This is a genomic window from Verrucomicrobiota bacterium, assembly GCA_039192515.1.
Taxonomy (GTDB): domain Bacteria; phylum Verrucomicrobiota; class Verrucomicrobiia; order Methylacidiphilales; family JBCCWR01; genus JBCCWR01.
Genome location: JBCCXA010000007.1, coordinates 66186 through 87370, shown reverse-complemented (window position 1 = coordinate 87370; position 21185 = coordinate 66186). Strand labels below are relative to the sequence as shown.

The following is a 21185-nucleotide window of genomic DNA, read 5'->3' as shown; positions in this document are numbered from 1 at the left end:
ATTCTTCCTCCATTTGCAAAGCATGATGTTTTGGAATTTTCTAGCTCATGTGATTCCCAACATAAGAGAGTGCGGGTCCGTTATCTTTGATGGTGGTGAGGTGGTGGGAAAGAAGGTATACCTCCTGGACCGGACCTGCCTCCATGATTACCCCGTTGTTTAAGAAAGCTATTGTCTGGAGCACCCTTAAAATAGCGGGGAACATAAGGAAAAGTATCTGTTATATAGTAATGGTAAGTTCCCTGAGGATATTCAGGCGTCATGCCAAACCTACCATTACATTCATCCAGATCCCCAAGGTTCCCAACATATTCCCAATCCTTTGTGAATGACCCATCATAGCTTCCACCCGGATCATTAGGGCCAGAGGGTCTACTGCCTTTCTTCACTTGGTAACTCGAGCGCATCTTAATCAATGGACTGCTTGGGTCCCTTGGATCACGATGACCATATTCTGAATAGATGGGAAAACCATCAGCAGCGTAGCCAATCAGCACCATGCTTTCACTTTTTTTGAGTTTCTCTACGAGTGACCTTGGAATTCCGTGATAATGATATGCTCCATTAGGTTGGACATGGGCTTGACTGCTATCCAAGCCAAGGTCCATCCTGCCAGTTAGTGCCTCATAATTCCATCCACTACGTGGATTCCTTTTCCAGTATTCTGCGGTGGAAGGGTCAAAAACCACACCGTTAAGTGCCACACCGAAAATATACTTTTTCCTTTTACCTTTCGTCGGTGTCTTATGATTAGTTTCCTGGGGAGTTAGTGGCATACGAAAATGATATGCTTGCGCACTGATCTGATGTGGATTTCTTCGATTGGGGAATTGCCCTGTTTGATGGTCTGCTATGCCATTGGACCTAACCATACGGTAAGGAGGCTGCACGCTAATCTCTACCTTAGGCTGATTTGCAGCAAAGCTTGTCAGACCCAATAGCAGCAAAAAAAGCATGGCTCTGCTACCCGATGTAAACATATATTATAAAACTCTTTTTCTGAGAACAAGTTGCGAAATTAAGCCGGGCTAAAAGAAAAGTAACGCCCAATACAAGACATCATCCACATATGCTTCGACCAAATATACTAAAGAGACGGCCAGTAGCAGAGCTAACAGGATGATAGTGCTTCCTTCAAAGAGAAGCATCTTCAGAACAAATTGATCTGACCCACCTATTCGCTTAATGGTCTCGAATTCTCTAGATCTTAATTTGAAGGAGAGAAAAAACACCAGTATGACAATGATAAACATGGATACCGACAAAATGAGTAAACCCGACAATATCACTTTTTCTAAAGCAAAAACTGTTTGCAGAAGACCTTCAATCACTTGCTCCGGCTGATAGATACTTAAAAACTTTTTTCTATCTAAATAACGCCCAAGGAAGAGCACCTTATTTTTTTGATTTTCAGGGAAGACGAGGAGCGCGTGAATAGGAAATTCATCGGCATCTCCATGAAAGTGGAAAGAAGCTATATTGCCAGAATCTATCTCGCGATATTCTTTCACTGAAGCATTAGCTATGGTATGGCTATCGGTGCTGCTTAACACACTGGCGTTATCAACGTTGTCACTAATATCATCGTGACCATGAGCCAGCCCTTCTATAATCCAGGTTGTTTTGAGATCTACAAAAACGGCTTGGTCGTCTGCAGAATCGGTCTCTTCTAGAACTCCTACCACCTTCATTTTTAAGGGATAAACCCCAGCTAAATCAAAAACTTCTTCTGGACTAGAAATAACTTCATCACCAACGCCAACACCTCTAACCTCAGCAACTTTTGCGCCAATCACACACTCACCAAGCAGGGCGAAATCTCTCCCTTTTTTGAGCTCAAGTTCCCTAATTGCAAAATAGTCCAAGTTGGTTCCCACAATCGGGTTCTTGCTGGCAAAGAATCTGGTATGTAATGGAACCACATTCCCTAAATTCTGTCTTGTGGCTTCATCCAATTCTCTATAGGGAATTGCCTCTACGACATCCCTCCGGAAGTAAAGGCTATCCAGCACAAGCTCCAGTCCACTTGCCTTCGAACCAATGATTAGAGGTGTTTGTTGACTTCGCTCTAAAAGGAGCTCAGCTCCCTGAGTTACAAAAGTGCGCAACCCTAAAGGCACTAAAAAAATAACAAAGATAGCACTCAATAGAAGAGCGCTTCTGAATCGATAATATCTTATGTAGGACCAAGCCAGATAAAGCGCACCGATCATTCCTTGTCGCCTGTGAGTTTAGAAAAATCAATTTGTTGATCAAATCTAGTTAGCAAAGTGTGATCATGGGTAACCATCACAAAAGTCGCTTCTACTTCATCTACACAATCAAAAATTAGCTCCATAATTTGCCCCTTAGTTTCAGGGTCTAAGTTCCCTGTAGGCTCATCCGCTAGGACAATTTTCGGATGCCCTACTAACGCGCGGCAAATCGCTACCCGTTGTTTTTCACCATGTGAAATGTGTTTAGGATGTTTTTGCTGCAAGTGAGTTAGCCCGGCCTTATTCGACAAAAAATCGACCCATTCCAACACCTCCTTATTGATATCCATTTCTGTGCCAATTCGATAAGGCAAAAGAATATTTTCACGGCATGAGAGGTAATCAAGTAATTCGAATTCTTGGAAAATAAGACCTAACTCATTGAGCCTAAAAACTCTCCTCTGATTCGAATTCATGGAGGATATTGACTCATTGGCAACTGTTACCTGGCCTAGTTGTGGCACTTCAATGCCCGCTATTAGATTCAATAAAGACGTCTTGCCAGAGCCGCTCGCACCAATAACAGCCAATCGCTGGCCATCCTTTATTTCTAGATTTGGTATTTCGAGAAGAAAATCTCCGCTCTTGTAAGAAAATTCGACTTCAGTCAATTTTATCATAAAGCATAATGATAAAGACAGTATGACTATTTATATCTTACAGTCGCTCCTCATCGATTAACTCTAGTTCTAACAGCTTCCATACAGAATCTGCTGCCTGAATTTTTAACTTAGCTCGATATTGATTTGTTCTTCGGTGAACATGGCCCCAGTGCCCCACGCTACCGGATACATTCCATTTAGTTTCTACTATATAGCCACCGCTAAATGAATCAACGGTCTGCGCAGCTAATATCTCTACGGCATTTACCCTCACTCGCAGGCCTTCTTTGTTTTGCACTGTGAGAGCCTCTTTAATTTCAAGATAGATCCTTTGTAACAAGTCGCCTTCAACACATTCTGCTAAGGAGTCATAAATATCATTTTCATTTCTGTAGTCAAATGCACCATAGATCCGTCTCAATAACGCCTGTAAAACACCCTTTAGCTTATCCTCTCTCATTCCGCCAAAGCCAGAAAACCTAATAAGTGACTCAGCTAAAGATGATTTCGATGAAACTCCCCCACTGAAGTTGTCCATTTTCTTGTTTGTTGCTGCCACCCACTGCAACTGATTATTGCCCTTTTTGAGAGTTCTGGAAACCTCTTGTACGTCATCAGCTACTTTTGCGGCAACCTCGTGAATGGTTTCTCCAAAGAGTTTCCAATCGAGCTTTACTTCCTGAGGCCAGTTCCTTCTTTGAGATGTTAGAATAACACCGAGGAGCACTCCTTTAGGGCGCAGCAATTCTAGTTCATCAACTGGGTTAGCGCCTCTACTAGTAAGCTGCATAAAGTCGACTTGGCTTATGTCAAATGGAGTCTTTACTCCATCGATAGCAATTTCGCTGTGCTTCATTAAAAAACGACTGACATCGTCCTTAATTTGCTGCCTCAGATTAAGGCCCCAAAGAGGCTTATCTATCCAATCAACTTCTAACCAAGGCTTTAAATCGATTGGACGGACTATAATTTCATGCCTTACTTCCTTATTCTCAATATACAAAAAAGAAATAGCAGGGGTCTCAGGATATTTGACCCACTTCTTATTTGTAAAACGTGATTTCCAAGGATCTCGCCAATCCAAAATCACCCGTTCTTTTTGCACCAAGGGTTGCACTTCAATGACGGGTAAAGATAAATGAAAGCAAATCATCCCTAGCTTATGCACCTCCTTGTTATAAGTAAGAGGTGAAATATCTACACGGGTAGGTGTTTTATTAAATGAGAAGCGCACTTCTATGTATTTAGCGTACTCGATACGACGTCTGCTAGTTTGTGCTTGGCTAGCAGCTAACTCGGGAAATAGCGTTTTCCAATCACCTGTTTTTACAACTCTTCCCATTATCTTATCTTGAAAATCTGTGCTGAGGTGAAGACTGTTTTGAAAAAACTCTTCTACTTGACTATCTTTACCAGACAAGAGCTTAGCAAACTTATCAAGATCCTCCTTTGCTGCGAAAAGGTTAAGGCGAACTGAATCCTCTTCAATATAGAACTCTGCACGGCTCTTAATAATTTCAGCTCTTGTTGGTGTAAGCCAATAAGCATGCACGGCAGCTTCAACCATTAGCCACAAAGACAAGGATACTAGCAATCTTGCCATATTTCTTGAGATTGCCGGCGATCTCATGTGATTCAACATCGAATTATACAAATTTCTTCAATTAGTTAGATTCTTCTCTGTCCAGAGAGAATCTCTAGTATATTGACTGCGAGTAGGTTTGATATCGACATACCTGTCTCAATATAAAAATAAAACGGAAGACACGATCGATTGATATAGGCGAATTGATGCTATCGCCAGCCACCTCACAGATTCATTCTTTCGCAGCCTGACAAGATTCAGCAAATTGCATCATAAAATTTCCGGCATTCGCTAAACCATTACTACGGTTTGGACTCAAATGCTGGGAAACTCCGGCCTCTGCTAAAAATGAAGGCTCAACTGTTAGAATATCTTCTGGGCTGAAACCACTATAAAAATCACATAGCAAGGTAGCTACACCTTTTGTAATAGCAGCATCTGCATCACATTTGTAAAAGCACTTCGTATCTTTGAATTCAGGAACAATCCATAAGTTTGAAACACAGCCTTCAATTTTAAACTGATCTATTTTTAATTGCTCTTCCAGCGCTTCCGCTTTTTTACCTTTCCCTATGACATAGGCCAACCGCTCCATTGGATCGGCAATTAACTTCAAACTATTTACTAATTTATTTCTTTTCTCATCAATAGACATCTAAATTTATAGATACCACATCTATAGGCTTGCGGCTATGCAAAGATTTTTCACGAAAGTACTAGCTGAAAGATCTACTGATGAGGGATAGCACTCATTGCAGGCACTTTTCGAACGACGCTGGGACTTAAACGACAACTCACCTCACCAAAAACAATCACTTGGTCCTTCTTAGCAATGCCCTCCGTAATGATCTGGTCATCTATATAAGTCCCATTCATGGAACCTAAATCCCTTACAATGAGATTATCATTTGAATGGATAATCAGTGCATGCTTCCGGGAGCATGAGGTATCCGAAAGACATAAATCATTTTCCTCTCCACGACCAACCGTGGTCTGTTTCTTTTTTAAGACAAAACGGAAAGGCTTTAATTCATTACTAGAAATTTCCAGTGCCATTACTCGCACGGAACCTGGATCTAGTATATTACGGGTTTTCTGCTTATCTAAATCTATGGGGCGCTCTTGAGAAACGATTAGCCGATCATTTGTACTTTCCTTAGAGGTCTTCTCACCTTGCACTATAATGGCTCTTAATAATAAATCCTGAACGGGCACTGCCATAGTGGTGTCATTTGGAGCCATTCCTTCATGCCACTTATAAGTAGCATCTTCCCAGGTTAGCATTTGAATTGCTGCATCTTCTGGATCTAAGTTACCCAATTGAGCATGAATCACTGATCCTGTTACAATGAATATCCTACCTTGCTCGGCTTTTGAAAGGATCTCAAAGCAGCCAGTTTTACCACTTTGCGAGTAGTGCTGTAGCATTTCTTTAAATGAAAATATTGAGCTGTTTCCCATTACCAGTGATTAGGCCTTCTGATTTAAACCCAAATGATGCCATAGAGACTTAGTGATCTGTGATAGGTCTTGTTTCACTTCTATTTGCAACATCCTAGTTAAAACCATTTGATAATATAACATAAGATCCCTTATGCAGGCAACCCTTGTTAATTCATTCATAAAATACAGCCTGAATCAGTTATCCTCAACTCTAGCCATAAGCCAAAGAACGTCTGATAGACGATTGAAGTAGGAGAGGAATTTGTCTTCTACCGGGAAGCCGGCTTCTTTAAGCAACAATAAATCCCGCTCTGCTCTTCTCGTGCTGGTTCTAGCAAGATCTAAAGCGGCTGATCCCTGATTATTTCCAGGCATGACCCAGCCTTCAAAAGAAATATTCATGGCCTCTAATTTTACAACCAGTGATTCGAGGTGTTTTTGCATGCTGTCTTGAAATTTAATGACCTTTGAGTCCTGGTATTTATCTAGATCCTCTTCTGCAACGGCCAACTCTCCCATGATAGCTACTAAGTTTTTTTGAATACCTAATAATTCCTCTTTTATCCAGTTTGCTTTCACATTTGCACGAGACAAACCAAGAACGGCATTGAGTTCATCCACACTTCCACAGGCCATCACTCTTGGATGTGTTTTTTTAACTCTTCTTCCAAATAGTAAAGAAGTTGTCCCATCATCTCCTGTCTTTGTAACAATTGACATATGACATTATCTTACTCATTAATAGACTCAAATGCAAAAAAGACCTTCTTCCAGCAGGCTCATTATTGGACCTAGCGAAACCACTGCTGACCTCCTGTATGCCACACGTTTTTTTGTGCCAGATGAAATGGCGTGGTTTACGAAGGGCGATAAAACCTTTGCCATATTAAGCCCACTTGAAATAGACCGAGCCAAGCGCACCGCTAAGATTGATCATATCCTTAGTTTATCTGAACTTGAAGAAGAGACAGCCAGTCTTTCCCATTCAAAACAAAAACCTTCCTACCTAGCTTGTATTATTTTTGCCCTCAAAAAACAAAAAATACGCTCTGTCACCGTTCCCAGTTATTTTCCCATAGGGTATGCCCAAGCCTTTACAGATTCTGGAATCAAAATCAAAATAGAGTCGGACTCTTTTTTCCCCGAACGAGAAATTAAAAGCGCTTCGGAAATTAGGTGGATTACCCAGGCACAACGTCATGCAGAAGCAGGTATGAATAAAGCTATCGAGATACTCAAGGCGTCTCAAATAGATCCACACAAATACCTAAATTGGCAAAATCAACGGCTTACTTCAGAAATTCTACGGGGTGAAATCGACGCGACAATTATCAAGAGAGGAGGCCTTCCCGCACACACTATAGTTGCTTGTGGCAGACAAGCATGCGACCCACACGAGAAGGGCTCCGGCCCTCTAAAGGCCAATAAGACCATTATCATAGATATCTTCCCACGCGATCAGAAAACTGGCTATTTTGGAGACCTAACCAGGACTTTTGTTAAAGGCAAATTAGAGCCTAAAATCAGCGAATTATATCATACGGTTCTAAAAGGACAAAAACTCGCACTCGATAAGATGAAAGCTGGAATTAACGGAGCTGAGCTACATCAAGAGATTCTCTCATACTTTAAAAACAAAGGTTATCCTACAGAACAACGAAATGGACGGTGGGTCGGGTTCTTTCATGGAACGGGTCATAGCCTAGGCCTAGAAGTTCATGAACCACCTCGTTTCGCTCATGGAAAATTCAAAACAAACCAGGTATTAACTGTGGAACCTGGCCTTTACTACCCTCATCTAGGGGGCGTCAGAATTGAAGATCTAGTAGTCGTAAAAAGCAATGGCATCAAGAATCTCACCGAAATCCCAAAGTTTCTGCATATCAAGTAAATTCCCTTCGATACAGAAACCAACAAACTCGTCGCATGAGCATATCTCAAGAGCTTCGCATAAAAGAAAGGTAGAGGACCCATCCTAATAGAAGGAGAAGCTCATCTATGCCAAGAATAGCAAGAGCTTGGATACCAAGAACTCTGAGAGCTCATGCATTTTCTAATGAATGGCAACAGTATCTCATCTAGTATGACATTCTATGGTTTCACGGATAAAAGGCTCTAGAGATCTGTTTCGCCCCTTAGTACTTGGATCCGTCTTGATATCAGGAGATCTATCCTACGGTAAAACCTATGAATATTTCAATCTCCTGCATACCCTGGTTGAAGCTGGGTATGCCTAAAATGGATGTTTAATATGAATCCCAAAATGTTTTAGATCTTCAGGATGTTTATCTGGCCAAGCACTTTTTAGGGTCCTGCAAGTTATTTTAATCTAAAATCCTGGTGCCCAAGGGTCGATCATAGATGAAATAGGAACCACTTAATTTTTCACCATGAAACACGCCCTTATTGCAGCCGCTCTAGGTTTAACGCTCTTCTTTAACATTTCTACACTTCTATCTAGCGACGAACGTCAAAAAAAAGCACCTAATCAAGAGCAAGCTACCGAGAACTCTCAAACAGCCAAACGACCGACTGCTCCTATGAGGATACACGATCCAGATCCAGATGAGCATCAAACACCATCGACCAAGCCTATCAAGAAACAAGCTTCTAATATTCAAAAGATATCTCAAAAAACCGCTCCGAAGCCTCCTACCGAAGCTGCTGAACCTGTTGAGACTGAAGAAGTACCTACCAAGAAGGTTTCCGATCCAGAGAAGCATGCAGAAACTCAGAAACAAGAAGCTTCAAACAATCGAGAGCATCCAGACAAAGATCACGCATCGGAATATAAACATGAACTAGAAGAAGAACAACATACCGATCCTAGAAGCCAAACTTCTGATCAAAAACAAGAAGTAGACCCTCTACTACCTACTAAAGAGAACGAACTAACATCTACTCACAAAGAAAAAGCTGAGCATCAAGATCTAAAACACCACCACTTAGAACTAGAACATACGAAAAACACTCCTGACCAAGAAGAGGACCTCCGTGCTCCTGTTTTGGAAACGGCAAGTCCATCTTATACGCCACATAGCGAGGGTTACGAAGGCAATTCTGAAGAAGGTGATAACTGGTCTTATGATGGCGAGACTGGCCCTGAATTCTGGGCAAACTTATCGCCCGACTTCATCTTGGCTAAAACTGGCAAAAGCCAATCACCCATAGACATAACAGACTCCCTCTTTAGTGTGACTCTAAAACCATTAGCCTTTTCTTACTCACCTTCTATGACGCACCTATCCAATAATGGCCATACTATCCAGTTCCATGTGAAATCAGACTGCCAACTTCACGCAAACCAAACAGATTACAAGCTAGAAAAATTTCGTTTCCATTCACCAAGCGAGCACACTGTTAACTCTAAACATTATGCCATGGAGATTCAGTTTGTTCACAGGGATGGTAATGGAAGTTTAGCAATCGTTGGTGTTTTTGTAAAAGAAGGCCGTCCCAATGATATGATTAAGGCTTTGTGGAAGCATGTTCCAATCGATCCAGATACTCAAGAGACCGTTCAAAGCCTAGAGTTCGATATCGCCAAACTGCTACCTAAAGACTTGAATTACTATTCATATGAGGGGTCTATTACCACACCACCATGCACTGAAGGCGTTCAATGGTATCTGATTAGCGAACCGATAGAGGCTTCCGTTTCACAAATAGAAAAATTCCGCGCAATTATTCCACCTAACAACCGCCCGACACAGCCTATCTTTAGCAGAATTGTTCGCCGCATACCATAAGACATAAAGACACTAGAGCTTTTTCTTCCAGGAAAAGTGTGTATGACAGTCCCTTATGGATTGCTTATTTGTATATGGAACCTTGCGACCTTCCTTCGATCATCCCATGTCTGAATTCCTTCAAAACCACAGCATTCTTGTGGGTTCAGGATCTTATCAGGGCAAGCTCTTTCATGTAGAAGACTACCCCGGAGTGATTCCCTCCTATTCTAAAGATGATTTAGTAATCGGCGAAGTATTTAAGCTGAAGCAGCCCGAACTTATCCTACCCAAACTCGATGAATATGAAGCTTATTACCCCGAGCTGGATAAGGATTCCTCTATATTTGTGCGCACGCTTGCTACCATCCATATGAATAACAACACATCTTTAGATGCTTGGGTTTATCTCTACAATCGTCCTACCACATCCCTTAAAATCATTGAAAATGGAGACTACCTAAATCACTAGGATATCCGGGATGTCGAATTGATTTTAAGATCTATCCGAGACAAGCACTAGCTAGCCTGCTATAATAAGATAAGAATAATTCTATGTTTGATATTCACGAAAAACCCAAAATGGTAGAGCGCGCCCTACTCATAGGGATTTATCAGAAAGGCGAGGACCCTGACTTGGCTCAAGACCTTTTATCTGAGCTCGAAGAACTGGTCGATACTATGGGCGTCCCCGTTTTTGCCAAAGAACTCGTTCAGATTCGTCAGCCTCAAGCGCGGTACTTAATGGGTAAAGGCAAGGCAGAGGAAATGATCGATATTGTGAGAGATCTCAACCTTGATGTCATTATTTTCGACAATGTTCTAACACCTGCGCAACAAAGAAATTGGGAAGCTCTGCATTCTGTTTGTGTCATCGATAGACAGGAGGTGATTCTAGATATTTTCTCAAACCGGGCCCAAACAAAAGAAGCTCGCCTTCAAGTAGAGCTAGCACGATTACAGTATAATTTACCGAGACTTACTAGGGCATGGAGCCACTTGGGGCAACAAGGTGGAGGTATTGGGACTAAAGGGGAAGGTGAAACACAGCTAGAGCTAGATAAGCGAATGATTCGCAGCCGCATTACCCAAGTTCAGAAGGAACTCGCCGCGGTTAGACTGAGACGTGCCACACAAAGAAAGGAACGACAACGCGTCCCTGTTCCAAATGCTGCCATTGTAGGATACACTAACGCAGGTAAATCCTCCCTGCTCACAGCGTTAACCAAGGCAGATATCTTAGTTGAGAACAAACTTTTTGCCACACTAGACACCACTACTCGGAAAATAGCCCTGCCTAATCAACAGCCGCTTCTACTTACTGATACAGTAGGTTTTGTACGCCGTCTACCGCATCAACTTATCGAAGCTTTTAAGTCCACACTAGAAGAGGCCACTATCGCTAATTTTCTCATTCATCTACTGGATGCAAGTCAACCCCAGGTCTACCAATTTCACCGCACAACCCTTGATGTTCTCGAAGAATTAGGTGCGCGGGGAAAAAAGACCATCACAGTCTTCAACAAAGTAGATAAGTTGAGTGACCCAAGTATTATTGCCTCTCTAAAACTTCACTTTCCAGACGCCATATTCATATCTCTAAAAAGTGGGCAAGGACTCTTTGAGTTAGAGCACTTACTCTGTCAGCTCGTCGAAGAAGAATCTTTAAACTTGCATCTTGAGATACCCCACGCAAGAGCAGACCTCATTGCCAGATTATACCGGGAGGCTAATGTACTGCATATTGAATACAGAGACGCTATCACTACCGTAGTAGCATCAGTGCCCGCAAAAATTGTGCCTCATTTTGAACAATTTGCCAAAGAATCCGATAAAACGGTCGAGATTAATACAAGGGCTTCAAGGTGAATGACTTAGAGATCAAATAAAATTAAATGCGGTAAATAGAAACTAATAGCTTGATTTTAATGATTAAGCAATTATAGTGAATATGGTAAGTAAAATTTCTACTAGATGGCATAGTCTATGCTCAGTGGATTTATGTCAACAAAGGAAGGTTTCATAAAATGAACGCACCGAAAGATATAGGCCCCTCACTTGCACTAGCACCGTACGGTAAAATCAGTAAGTTACCCAACAGACGCTGGGGAAGCAGACAACTGAAGCAAACCATTGGATGGATTACTGCATCACTCGTAGGGGTTATTCTTTTAAGCGCATTCATCATCGGCGTGGCCATTAATCGCATCATCGAACAACGCCTTGAACATCAGCAATATGTTCAACTCGTCCAAGCCTTGCAATCAGACATCGCTCGACTTCACAGTGTCAATTATTACTCAACACAACAAACTTTAGACATCGCCAGCCACATTCAAAAAATAGTAAGCCCGCTGACTGGCAAAAGACGTGAATTCATGAGCAACATCATACCTGAAGCTCTCAGGCTGCAAATTACGCATTCCATTCCTGCCTCAGCCACCATTTCCATGGCTATCTATGAAAGCAGATATGGAGAGAGTGACTTAGCTCTCGAACATCACAACTATTTTGGCATTAAAGCTTTTGATAAGGCATGGACAGGGGGAGTGGCTCAAATGCCGACAACTGATTCAGGAGTTAGAAGAATGCAACCTTTCCGAATTTATGATGACTTCAGATCCGGGGTAGAGGGGTATGGCTCCTTTTTAGCAGCAAGCGATCGATACAAAGCTGCCTTCGACCACAGTGATGGAGTAAATTTTGTCAGGGCAGTTCTAGACGGAGGTTATTGCCCAGATGACAACTATCTCTCTCGTATCAAAATGATCATGGAACGCCACAATCTATCAGGCTTAGATGTTCCACTTCAAAAGGCAGCACCACAGAAAGTAGCCCAACTTCAGCCTATTTCGGAAGCGACAATTCCTGTTCAAAACTAGTCAACCAGTGCTTAACTATCCGCACTAAATTTTAAAAACATAACTATCCAGGACCTTTATTGCTTTTTACCATAGCTAAATATAGGCTTTGACCAGAATGATAGATTAAAAGTCGGACGAGGAGCGTAAAAGGGCATTCTTCTGGGAAACTCTATGTTTCTTGAAGCCAAGGTCTAGCACAAGTCTTTCAGTCTCTGTTACATCATTCAGGTTCAAAGTCTATGTTAGCTAGGAGTATTACTATTGAGCAGCTTCTTAAAGGGCCAAAGGTCTTTCAAATACCTGTTTTTCAGAGGCACTACCAGTGGCTCTCACTAGAGAAGGATGCTGGAGGGCAAGTTTTAGAACTTTGGACAGATATCTGTGAAAGATGCTTAAAGGGCAAGAATCACTTCCTCGGATCCATCGTCACGCAAAAAATTATTAGCAAAGGCAGCGAAACGATACCACGATTCATTATTATTGACGGCCAACAACGTATTATCACATTACTTACTTTGCTGAGTGTTATCAGAGACTATGCCAGGCATCTAGAACACTCTCAACTAGTTGACCATCTCAACCAACATTTTCTTTTAAACCCAAACGAGGCAGGACAAAGAAAGCTCCGGCTGGTTGCCTCTCAAACAAACAGAGATCACGAAACGCTTTCTACCATTATCAATGGCAATCCGCTGCCTGCGAGTATCACTACACACCCTATTCACAATAGCCTGATAGCCTTTCAATCCTATATACAACGTTATATCTATACGACTCAAATTGATCAGCAGGCAAATGCTCTTGAGACACTCCTCAAGCTGGTTTCAAACAATTTGATAGCAGTAGAAATCCAACTTGAGAAAGCTGATAATCCAGCTCTCATCTTTCAGAGCCTCAACAGCAAGGGTCTTGACCTTGCCCAGTCGGACCTCTGTCGAAGTTATATTTTTATGAAACTCTCTAGCCCAGCACTTCAAAAAAGAATGCATGGATACTACTGGAGCCCAATTGAAGAGAGACTTTTGTCTGTAGAGCAAGACTCGCAGGAAAGTAAGATAGATACCTTCTTAAAAGACGTTCTCTCTATTGAAAACCCAGTTCTAAGAGAAAGAAATATCTATCATGAGCTTGAAGAGAAAGTGGGCGAAACCGATTTCCAGATAGAGTCCTTTCTTATTCAACTCTCAGAATTTTCTATCCATTACCAGACAATATACGACCCTAGTAATGAGCTCTCTGAAAACATAAGCAAGCAATTACTTTGGCTCAAAAAATTTGATTGCCCTGCATTGACCCCTACTCTTCTTACCCTTTTCTTTCACTTTCGAACCAAGTCTCCCTTACCTAAGCAACAAAAGCTGAAGGAAACAGAATTCAACAAGATCCTGCAACTACTAGAAAGCTTACTAGTCAGGAGATTTATCTGCCAATTAAGTACCTCCAAATTGGCTCTTACACTTCACAAAATCATTCAAGATGCTATAAAGCTTTCGGAACACGCTCCCTTCTTTGAGTCTCTGATAAAGTCGTTCACACAAGATTATATCCCAGACAACCAAACAGTTAAAGAAGCTCTTGAGACAAGAGATTTCAACAGCACAGGAATACAAGCTCAAAAGCTCCGATACATATTTCAACGAATAGAGGCCATGCTCTCCAACAACGCTCAGCCTCCCCAAAAAGCTCAAAGCCTAGAACACATCATGCCTTACTCACTTACCAATTGGTGGAAAAAGGAAATCGGCGAAAAATATTCTACATTACATCAACCATATCTAAACCATATTGGAAATATCACTCTTGTCCCATACAGAGCTACACTATCAAATAGAAAATTCCCTGAGAAAAAAATATTACTCAAGGAAAGTGGCCTTTACCTCAATAAGTATTTCTCCTCTTGTAAAAAATGGAAAATCAACCACATACGCGACAGAACTAAAATACTTTCAGAACATATTTTAGACATCTGGAAGCGCCCCACGGATCTGTAGAATCAATAATACCTTATGCCTACATCAATTAAAACCGTCATCAAACTCTGCGGCACCCCATCTCTTCAAGTCATTGGGAATGACTTGCGGGATGCCATCAGAGAAAAAAGAGTCCTAACCATTTTTGCTAGAGTTTGTACCTCAGCCAGTAACACTCGCACTAGAAAAACTTCAAACAGCTATTTTGGCAAACCGGGTTATCACCCCGATAAGAGTGAATACACTCTCATATTTCCAAAGCCTCTACCCGATAAAGAGACTTGGAACGAAATAAGCCAAATCCAGCGTTCTTATGCAAACCACGACAAATACCTTCTAGAGCTAAAGAATGCCGCTAGCCAAGATCCAAAGTCCCCACAGATTATCTCCAAACCAATAGCAACTAACACTGCAACAAACAGATCGTCAGTTTCGCCCACTTGTGAATATACCGAAAAACTTCAAAAAAAACTCAAATGCTTAGACAAACAAATTCTATCCTCAAAAGCTGTCATTAAAATTGGTGATAAAGAGCTCATAAAAAATATTTTCTTTGAGATATCCACAAAGAAAAAGCCTCAACTAAAGCTCGCAAAAAAAGCCACTTTATCGCAACAGGAATTGAAATTTCTAGCTCAATTCACGTGAACCTGTATCATACAATCATGGGCATTAGCACAGGCCTTCGATAGGTTTGTGGATCTCCATCGCTAAGATAAACTATGATATTGTGGGTATTGTAAGTCGTTAGATCCTGACAATTTCAATTTTCCTGATGGCATGTAACATATCACCCGCCCACACATGAACTAAAAAGGATGGCAACCATCAAGGCATCACTTGTATTTGTTCATGGCGACAAAGTCATATTACAGCGATAATACGACAAGAAGAGAATTACTGTCTTGCTAGCGGATTTGGCGAAAAAATATCAGCAGTATATAGACTTCAAAACAAGCTCTAACCTAAGCCTCACTGGAAGGAACTATTCCATTCAGACCTAGTTGATTCTACGGACAAAGAAATTGCTAGTGGAATTTTAAATGGAAAGTATGTAGGCGTTTATTTCTCAGCATCCTGGTATAGACCCTGCGGTGAATTTACCCCAAACTGGTTCATTTTAGGAATAAAAATCAAACTGATTTCGAAATCGTATTTGTCAGAAGTAATAGATCCGAGAAAGATCAAAGGGCCTACATAAATAAGGCAAAAATGTAATGGCTATCCTTTGACTTCAAAAGCAATTCGAAGTACAAAGAATTCCCAAGCTTGTGATTATTTCTCCTCAAGGAGAGGTCATCACTTACAACGGTCGGAGCGATATCTCCTCCAAGCCAAGCGGTACGATTAGCCTTTGGGAACAATCATAGGACACTATCAGGATACTGCCCCCATATAGCTTTGGATTTCCGAGGCCTTTGCTTCTACCTGCTCTAAAACTCTCTCTATCATCCCGTCCTCCAGGCCCATCACACGACGAATTTCTTGTGGGACAACACTTTTAAAATACTCTGACGGCGCTTCGTTACCCACGACAAGAGCAAAAACGCCAGCCATGTTACAGATATAAGCTAATTGGGTCGCCCCCGGACAATACTGAGGCAGGTCACGAAAATACGTGGCTTCAACAATCGCAGTTGGTAATTTCCAGGACTGAAGTAAAATCGAGCCGATTACCGCCGTAGTCGTGCCTAAGACTTGATATTCCGCTTCATACTCCCTCAAATTATTTTGCCTGATGACGTCGGGAATTTTTAATGGTATCGCTGAAGGCAGATTCATAAGAGCAAAACGCCCCATATTGCTCAATAGGCCTACTGTAAAGGCTAAATCCGGGTCTATCGCTAGCACTGGACACTCCGTTGCTAAAATTTTGGCAGCAAAGCTGCCCCTTAGAGTCTCCTGCCATAGATATTCAGGACTAATGTAATTGCCTTTTTTGGGCTTCGTGTAGACTTTCCCTAAGCTGATGGTAACGACCATATCATTAAGTTTATGATAGCCTATCCGTATAATAGCATCTTCTATAGACCGGACTTCTGTCTTTGCTTGGAAAATACCCGAATTGCAAACTTTCAAGACAGATGCAGTTAAATTGGCATCATATTTAATGATCTCTACGACCTCGTCATTATTTTGACTTGCGTTTTTAAGCTTGGAAAGGAGTTTAAAGGCAACCGGGGGAGCTGATGGAATATTAATTATCTGTGACAAAATTGCCTTAGCTTCCGCTACGGATTCTTCAGACAAGCAACCAGGTAACCCCTCTCGTATTTTTTCTTCCACAGCAGCCTAATATTTTATGCATACCAATGATACAAACTTCTTAGGGATTATAGATATCTCATACCCTTTCGAAAGCACACTATCCCGCTACCATCATGTAGCCCTGGATCTCGGTAGCTTTTGCTTCCATCTGGTCCATAACCTGACCCATACCCTCACGAGTGAGCCCAATGGTCTTCATGACATCCTCAGGAACTCTCTCATCAAAAACAGCAACGGGATCTTCTTCATCAACAAGATCGGCGCAAACCCCTGCCATGTACGAGAGATAGGATAATTTCTCAGCATCGCTGCTATACTCAGGAAAGTCTTTAAAATAGGTGGCCTCAGCCATTTCTTTAGGCAAGTTCCATTGCTCTAACAAAATATAACCAATAACTGATGATGTCGTCCCCAATACGCTATACTCTGCTTCATGATACGGCACCCTATCTTTCTGCATTAATTCAGGTATCTTGAGCGTTTCCTCCGAGGGCCAGTTCATAAGTGCAAAGCGCCCCATATGGCTTAAAAGACCTACAGTAAATGCTAAATTGGGGTCAATTGTTAGAGCTTTACACTCCCCAACTAACTCCTTCGCCGCAAAGCTACTTCTTAAGGTTTCTCTCCATAAATCATATGGACTTATATAGGTCTCTCTCTTTGTCTTATTAATAACCTTACCGACACTCAACGCGACAACTACCTCATTGAGTCGCTGGTAGCCAATTCTAAGAACAGCATCCTCAATAGAGCTGACTTCACTAATTCCTTTATATACGCCCGCGTTACATGCCTTCAAAACCGAAGCGGTAAGATTGGCATCGTATTTAATGATTTCTACCACTTCATCATTATTCTGATTGCGCTTTTTAAGCATGGATAGAAGCTTAAAGGCAACCGGTGGTGCCGATGGGATATCCTCCACTTCACTTAGAAGTTGTGTGGCTCTTTCTACCGAATCTTTTGCCAATGGCTCTGGTAGATTCTCTTGTTGCTCTACTTCAACAATATCAGGTAAACTCATAAATAGATAGACCTTCCTAAGACATATCGGCCTTATCTAAGGGGGCTTTAGAACTGCTTTATCGTCTATCTACTGCTTATCACTTGTTTTTATGAATTACAAGGAACCCCAAAACCAAAGCTGATATGAATCCAATAACCGATAGTATTTGACCCTGGCTTATGTATTCGTAGAAAGCGGGCGCATTAGGTGCATTGAACTGAGAATCTTTTTCTCTGAAAAATTCTACAAAAAAGCGAACACTAGAATAAATAGCCAAAAAGCTAAGGGAGGTCACACCCGGTTTAAGGCTCTTCCTACGAAGCCAGAAAATAACGAAGAAAAGGAGGAAGCCTTCACCTAAGGCCTGGTACAACTGAGAAGCATGCCTAGGCTCCCTTAGAGGGTCATTTAGAAAAACAACTGCCCAAGGAAGGTCTGTTGGACGTCCCCATAGCTCCCCATTGATAAAATTAGCTATTCTGCCCAAAAACAACCCAATCGGTGCAATGACCACTAAATTATCTAGCAACTGCCAAAAGGAATGCCCATGCCTCTTGGCATATAAAAAAATAGCTCCTACCACGCCCAAGAAGCCTCCATGACTGGCCATTCCCTGAATGCCTCCGTGGCTCCAGAAATCTATTACAGAGATAGGGTTAGCTAGCGTAGTTTCTAGATCGTACAGCAAACAATACCCAAGGCGTCCACCAATGAGGACTCCAGCTACCATCCACGCAACAAAATCAGCCACTTGGTCCTTATTTAAAGAGGACCATTTCCAGGCGTGAAACTTAATCAATCCCCAATAGAGAGCGAAAAAACCGAGCAAATAGGCCAAGCTGTAGTAGCGGATAGAAAAACCACCCCAGAGTTCAAACAAGATCGGCTTCGGCTCAAAGTGCCAATAGGTCTCTGCCAGAATCAACATAAGTTCTTTGTGCCGAAACTCATCAGAAACACCAACACAAAATCAAATTTCTCGCGCAGAGCTTACTCTGTGTCATGGGCACTAGGACATCATCAAGATAAGTAAAAACTTGATCTTCAGAGAAAATAGAGCCAACAAAGATTTATCTTTCGTTCGAGTTTAAGTTAACCACGCGCTCTCGTAAAAAATACTTGCAACACCTCAAAAAACAGGCACTATCTCAAATCCCTTAACCAGGATAGAAACTATGTTTGCAGTAATCAAAACAGGCGGAAAACAATACAGAATCAAAGAAGGCGATGTTTTAGACGTCGAGCTGCTAGATGACTTAGAAAATGGCAAAAAAGCTGAATTTTCAGAAGTTCTTCTGGTGTCCAATGGCGACCAGGTTACCGTTGGGAAGCCTACCATCTCAGGGGCTTCGGTTAGTGCTGAAGTCATTGGTGAAGTCAAAGGAGACAAAGTAGTTGCTTTCAAATATCGCCGCAGAGAAGGCTACCACCGCACCGTAGGCCACCGCCAGCGCTATGTGCGTGTTAAGGTCGACAAAATTAAAGGCTAAGTTAATTTTACTAGGAGTCACCCGCTATGGCACATAAAAAAGGTAAAGGAAGCACAAACAACGGACGCGATAGCAAAAGCAAGCGTCTTGGAGTTAAGAAATTTGGTGGCGAGCAAGTCATCGCAGGTAACATTATCATGCGCCAACGCGGCACCAAATACCACCCAGGAGAAAATGTTGGTCTCGGAAGAGATCACACCCTATTTGCGCTAGCAGACGGCGAGGTGTCATTTGACAAAAAAAACCGCAAAGTGCACGTGCAAGCTAAGTTAACTGCTGCTGCCAGAAACTGATTCCCCTTCCCCATAGAATTTCCTCATGAGGGTCGCAAAGACCCTCACCCACCCCATAATAGGGCGCAGCCCCCCCTGCGCCCTATTTCTATGTCTAAAAATTAAACTTGGATGATGCAATAGAAGTTGAACGAGATGCGCAAAAGCTTGAGTCAAAGGGAAAAGAGAGTCGATAAAGATGTATCCCAAGCTGATACCTCTAGAAGACCCTATGCTGCTTCGGGCCAAGAGCTTGCGCAGATCTTTAAGTTTCCATAGCATCATTCGGCTTAAAACAATCCTTACCATCATCAACCATGCACAACCAGGACACAATCATCGCCCTAGCCACACCTCCTGGCCCATCCGCCCTGGCAATTATTCGTCTTAGCGGACCTAAGGCTATTGAAACTATTAATAGTCTTCTATCGAAGTCTATTAATGAGGCTTCGATTTGTTACCGAGTCATATATGATTCTAAACGGGAACGCCTAGATGATGTTGTTATCACGACATGGAATAATCCACAGTCCTACACTGGAGAAGATCTCATCGAAATTTCCTGCCATGGAAATATGTTGATTGCTGACTCAATTATAAAAACTCTTATTCAACAGGGCTATCCCAATCTCCGGGCTGCAAGGCCTGGTGAATTCACGGAACGCGCATTCCTCAACGGAAAAATAGATCTCACTCAAGCTGAAGCAGTCATGGATCTAGTCCATTCCAAAAGTGAGCGCTCATTAAAAGCAGCCCAGCAGCTACAAGCAGGACAGCTTGGCCAACAAATTACCGAGCTTCAAGAAAAGCTCCTACACCTTCTTGCTCACCTTGAAGCTTACATTGACTTTCCTGAGGAAGACATAGAACCAGAAATTGGAGAAGGCTTCATCGAAAAAATCCGTGAACTAATCGACGCTGACAAGCGGCTTCTCTCCTACGCAAAAGAAGGCAGAAGGCTACGTGAAGGTGTCAAGGTGACCATTGCAGGAGCGCCAAATGCAGGCAAGTCAAGCCTCCTCAATGCACTGATTCAAAAAGACCGCGCGATTGTGTCAAGCACACCAGGAACTACTCGCGATACTATTGAGGAAGGACTCATACTGCATGGCATATACATCCGCCTTATTGATACCGCAGGAATCCGCTCTAATGAACAAGCAGACGAAATTGAGCAACTTGGGATATCTCGAAGCCTCAAGGCTTTGGAACAAGCTGATTTAATTCTCAGTCTCATTGATTCATCCGACCCTGAAGCCCAGAATCCACTAGAAGTCCAATCATTTGAAAAATCCACACCGATAATCATTTGCCTAACTAAGACCGACCTGCCCCGCAGAAGCAACCACCAAGGTCTAGAAATATCAACACATGACCTCGCTAGTCTTGAATTACTAAAAAAGGAGGTCACCAAAAAATTAGGACTGCATGAAGAGAGAAGTGACTCAGATATGGTGGCAATCAATAACCGCCACGAAACACAACTTCTTGCTGCTAAAGAATCGTTAGAACGCGCTTTAGAAGCAAGTCAGCAAAATGCTCCACCAGAGCTTGTCAGCTCGGACCTAAGGCTCGCGATGGATGCTTGGGGAGAAATCATAGGCAAGCGCACCAATGAAGATATCTTAGATAAACTCTTTGCTTCCTTCTGTATAGGCAAATAAAGCCTCATTAACATTCTATTCTACTTCTCATTTGATTC

Annotated in this window: 20 protein-coding genes; 10 read left to right on the top strand and 10 right to left on the bottom strand. The window is 42.1% G+C overall.

Going from position 1 to position 21185, the window contains the following annotated elements; genetic code table 11:
- Positions 1-80 precede the first annotated feature (80 nt).
- From AAGA18_05035 to AAGA18_05005, 7 genes are all read right to left on the bottom strand, one after another.
- Positions 81-980 carry a YHYH protein gene (locus tag AAGA18_05035; protein MEM9444700.1) on the bottom strand — a complete coding sequence of 300 codons (900 nt, stop codon included), beginning with the start codon at positions 978-980 and terminating at the stop codon, positions 81-83.
- A gap of 48 nt (positions 981-1028) precedes the next feature.
- On the bottom strand, positions 1029-2147 hold the full coding sequence (locus AAGA18_05030) for an ABC transporter permease (GenBank protein ID MEM9444699.1): 1119 nt from the start codon (positions 2145-2147) through the stop codon (positions 1029-1031).
- Positions 2148-2209: 62 nt separating this feature from the next.
- Positions 2210-2875 (bottom strand): ATP-binding cassette domain-containing protein, encoded by a 666-nt coding sequence (locus AAGA18_05025; protein ID MEM9444698.1) that lies wholly within the window; start codon positions 2873-2875, stop codon positions 2210-2212.
- A gap of 37 nt (positions 2876-2912) precedes the next feature.
- Entirely contained in the window at positions 2913-4460 is a 1548-nt protein-coding gene (locus tag AAGA18_05020; GenBank protein MEM9444697.1) for a hypothetical protein, read from the bottom strand.
- A gap of 214 nt (positions 4461-4674) precedes the next feature.
- Positions 4675-5097: a SufE family protein gene (locus AAGA18_05015; GenBank protein MEM9444696.1), complete on the bottom strand. Its 423-nt coding sequence runs from the start codon at positions 5095-5097 to the stop codon at positions 4675-4677.
- 74 nt (positions 5098-5171) lie between these two features.
- The gene (locus AAGA18_05010; GenBank protein ID MEM9444695.1) at positions 5172-5903 is read right to left on the bottom strand and encodes an FHA domain-containing protein; all 732 of its coding nucleotides are present in this window, start codon (positions 5901-5903) and stop codon (positions 5172-5174) included.
- A gap of 177 nt (positions 5904-6080) precedes the next feature.
- Positions 6081-6605 carry a cob(I)yrinic acid a,c-diamide adenosyltransferase gene (locus AAGA18_05005; protein MEM9444694.1) on the bottom strand — a complete coding sequence of 175 codons (525 nt, stop codon included), beginning with the start codon at positions 6603-6605 and terminating at the stop codon, positions 6081-6083.
- Between the two features lie 31 nt (positions 6606-6636).
- Here AAGA18_05005 and AAGA18_05000 point away from each other — a divergent pair, with 31 nt between their 5' ends.
- The 7 genes from AAGA18_05000 to AAGA18_04970 all read left to right on the top strand — a co-directional run bounded on the left by AAGA18_05000 (position 6637) and on the right by AAGA18_04970 (position 15095).
- Positions 6637-7776 carry a Xaa-Pro peptidase family protein gene (locus AAGA18_05000; GenBank protein MEM9444693.1) on the top strand — a complete coding sequence of 380 codons (1140 nt, stop codon included), beginning with the start codon at positions 6637-6639 and terminating at the stop codon, positions 7774-7776.
- Between the two features lie 499 nt (positions 7777-8275).
- A complete protein-coding gene (locus AAGA18_04995; GenBank protein MEM9444692.1) occupies positions 8276-9634 on the top strand; it encodes a carbonic anhydrase family protein in 1359 nt (452 codons plus the stop codon).
- Between the two features lie 55 nt (positions 9635-9689).
- Positions 9690-10085, top strand: coding sequence for a gamma-glutamylcyclotransferase family protein (locus AAGA18_04990; protein ID MEM9444691.1), 396 nt, complete (start codon positions 9690-9692; stop codon positions 10083-10085).
- 83 nt (positions 10086-10168) lie between these two features.
- Positions 10169-11482 carry a GTPase HflX gene (gene hflX / locus AAGA18_04985; protein ID MEM9444690.1) on the top strand — a complete coding sequence of 438 codons (1314 nt, stop codon included), beginning with the start codon at positions 10169-10171 and terminating at the stop codon, positions 11480-11482.
- A 158-nt stretch (positions 11483-11640) separates the two neighbouring features.
- On the top strand, positions 11641-12495 hold the full coding sequence (locus tag AAGA18_04980) for a glucosaminidase domain-containing protein (protein MEM9444689.1): 855 nt from the start codon (positions 11641-11643) through the stop codon (positions 12493-12495).
- 221 nt (positions 12496-12716) lie between these two features.
- Positions 12717-14468, top strand: a complete 1752-nt coding sequence (locus AAGA18_04975) for a DUF262 domain-containing protein (protein MEM9444688.1) — start codon at positions 12717-12719, stop codon at positions 14466-14468.
- A 15-nt stretch (positions 14469-14483) separates the two neighbouring features.
- Positions 14484-15095: a hypothetical protein gene (locus AAGA18_04970; GenBank protein MEM9444687.1), complete on the top strand. Its 612-nt coding sequence runs from the start codon at positions 14484-14486 to the stop codon at positions 15093-15095.
- A 729-nt stretch (positions 15096-15824) separates the two neighbouring features.
- On the opposite strand, the gene AAGA18_04965 is transcribed toward AAGA18_04970, so the two are convergent.
- The 3 genes from AAGA18_04965 to lgt form a co-directional block, all read right to left on the bottom strand.
- On the bottom strand, positions 15825-16733 hold the full coding sequence (locus tag AAGA18_04965) for an HDOD domain-containing protein (GenBank protein MEM9444686.1): 909 nt from the start codon (positions 16731-16733) through the stop codon (positions 15825-15827).
- A gap of 79 nt (positions 16734-16812) precedes the next feature.
- Positions 16813-17739, bottom strand: a complete 927-nt coding sequence (locus tag AAGA18_04960) for an HDOD domain-containing protein (GenBank protein MEM9444685.1) — start codon at positions 17737-17739, stop codon at positions 16813-16815.
- A 79-nt stretch (positions 17740-17818) separates the two neighbouring features.
- Positions 17819-18649 carry a prolipoprotein diacylglyceryl transferase gene (gene lgt / locus AAGA18_04955; protein MEM9444684.1) on the bottom strand — a complete coding sequence of 277 codons (831 nt, stop codon included), beginning with the start codon at positions 18647-18649 and terminating at the stop codon, positions 17819-17821.
- Between the two features lie 247 nt (positions 18650-18896).
- Here lgt and rplU point away from each other — a divergent pair, with 247 nt between their 5' ends.
- The 3 genes from rplU to mnmE all read left to right on the top strand — a co-directional run bounded on the left by rplU (position 18897) and on the right by mnmE (position 21147).
- Positions 18897-19211: a 50S ribosomal protein L21 gene (gene rplU, locus AAGA18_04950; protein MEM9444683.1), complete on the top strand. Its 315-nt coding sequence runs from the start codon at positions 18897-18899 to the stop codon at positions 19209-19211.
- A 26-nt stretch (positions 19212-19237) separates the two neighbouring features.
- Positions 19238-19504: a 50S ribosomal protein L27 gene (gene rpmA, locus AAGA18_04945; GenBank protein MEM9444682.1), complete on the top strand. Its 267-nt coding sequence runs from the start codon at positions 19238-19240 to the stop codon at positions 19502-19504.
- A gap of 296 nt (positions 19505-19800) precedes the next feature.
- Positions 19801-21147: a tRNA uridine-5-carboxymethylaminomethyl(34) synthesis GTPase MnmE gene (gene mnmE, locus AAGA18_04940; GenBank protein MEM9444681.1), complete on the top strand. Its 1347-nt coding sequence runs from the start codon at positions 19801-19803 to the stop codon at positions 21145-21147.
- Positions 21148-21185 lie beyond the last annotated feature (38 nt).

What these genes read in the sequence shown, in the direction of transcription:
- rpmA (MEM9444682.1), top strand. Translation starts at nt 19,238, where the DNA reads ATGGCACATAAAAAAGGTAAAGGAAGCACAAACAACGGACGCGATAGC.
- AAGA18_04990 (MEM9444691.1), top strand. Translation starts at nt 9,690, where the DNA reads ATGGATTGCTTATTTGTATATGGAACCTTGCGACCTTCCTTCGATCAT.
- AAGA18_05015 (MEM9444696.1), bottom strand. Translation starts at nt 5,097, where the DNA reads ATGTCTATTGATGAGAAAAGAAATAAATTAGTAAATAGTTTGAAGTTA.
- AAGA18_05020 (MEM9444697.1), bottom strand. Translation starts at nt 4,460, where the DNA reads ATGGCAAGATTGCTAGTATCCTTGTCTTTGTGGCTAATGGTTGAAGCT.
- rplU (MEM9444683.1), top strand. Translation starts at nt 18,897, where the DNA reads ATGTTTGCAGTAATCAAAACAGGCGGAAAACAATACAGAATCAAAGAA.
- AAGA18_05025 (MEM9444698.1), bottom strand. Translation starts at nt 2,875, where the DNA reads ATGATAAAATTGACTGAAGTCGAATTTTCTTACAAGAGCGGAGATTTT.
- AAGA18_04975 (MEM9444688.1), top strand. Translation starts at nt 12,717, where the DNA reads ATGTTAGCTAGGAGTATTACTATTGAGCAGCTTCTTAAAGGGCCAAAG.
- AAGA18_04980 (MEM9444689.1), top strand. Translation starts at nt 11,641, where the DNA reads ATGAACGCACCGAAAGATATAGGCCCCTCACTTGCACTAGCACCGTAC.
- AAGA18_05035 (MEM9444700.1), bottom strand. Translation starts at nt 980, where the DNA reads ATGTTTACATCGGGTAGCAGAGCCATGCTTTTTTTGCTGCTATTGGGT.
- AAGA18_04960 (MEM9444685.1), bottom strand. Translation starts at nt 17,739, where the DNA reads ATGAGTTTACCTGATATTGTTGAAGTAGAGCAACAAGAGAATCTACCA.
- lgt (MEM9444684.1), bottom strand. Translation starts at nt 18,649, where the DNA reads ATGTTGATTCTGGCAGAGACCTATTGGCACTTTGAGCCGAAGCCGATC.
- AAGA18_05010 (MEM9444695.1), bottom strand. Translation starts at nt 5,903, where the DNA reads ATGGGAAACAGCTCAATATTTTCATTTAAAGAAATGCTACAGCACTAC.
- mnmE (MEM9444681.1), top strand. Translation starts at nt 19,801, where the DNA reads ATGCACAACCAGGACACAATCATCGCCCTAGCCACACCTCCTGGCCCA.
- AAGA18_04995 (MEM9444692.1), top strand. Translation starts at nt 8,276, where the DNA reads ATGAAACACGCCCTTATTGCAGCCGCTCTAGGTTTAACGCTCTTCTTT.
- AAGA18_04970 (MEM9444687.1), top strand. Translation starts at nt 14,484, where the DNA reads ATGCCTACATCAATTAAAACCGTCATCAAACTCTGCGGCACCCCATCT.
- AAGA18_05000 (MEM9444693.1), top strand. Translation starts at nt 6,637, where the DNA reads ATGCAAAAAAGACCTTCTTCCAGCAGGCTCATTATTGGACCTAGCGAA.
- hflX (MEM9444690.1), top strand. Translation starts at nt 10,169, where the DNA reads ATGTTTGATATTCACGAAAAACCCAAAATGGTAGAGCGCGCCCTACTC.
- AAGA18_05005 (MEM9444694.1), bottom strand. Translation starts at nt 6,605, where the DNA reads ATGTCAATTGTTACAAAGACAGGAGATGATGGGACAACTTCTTTACTA.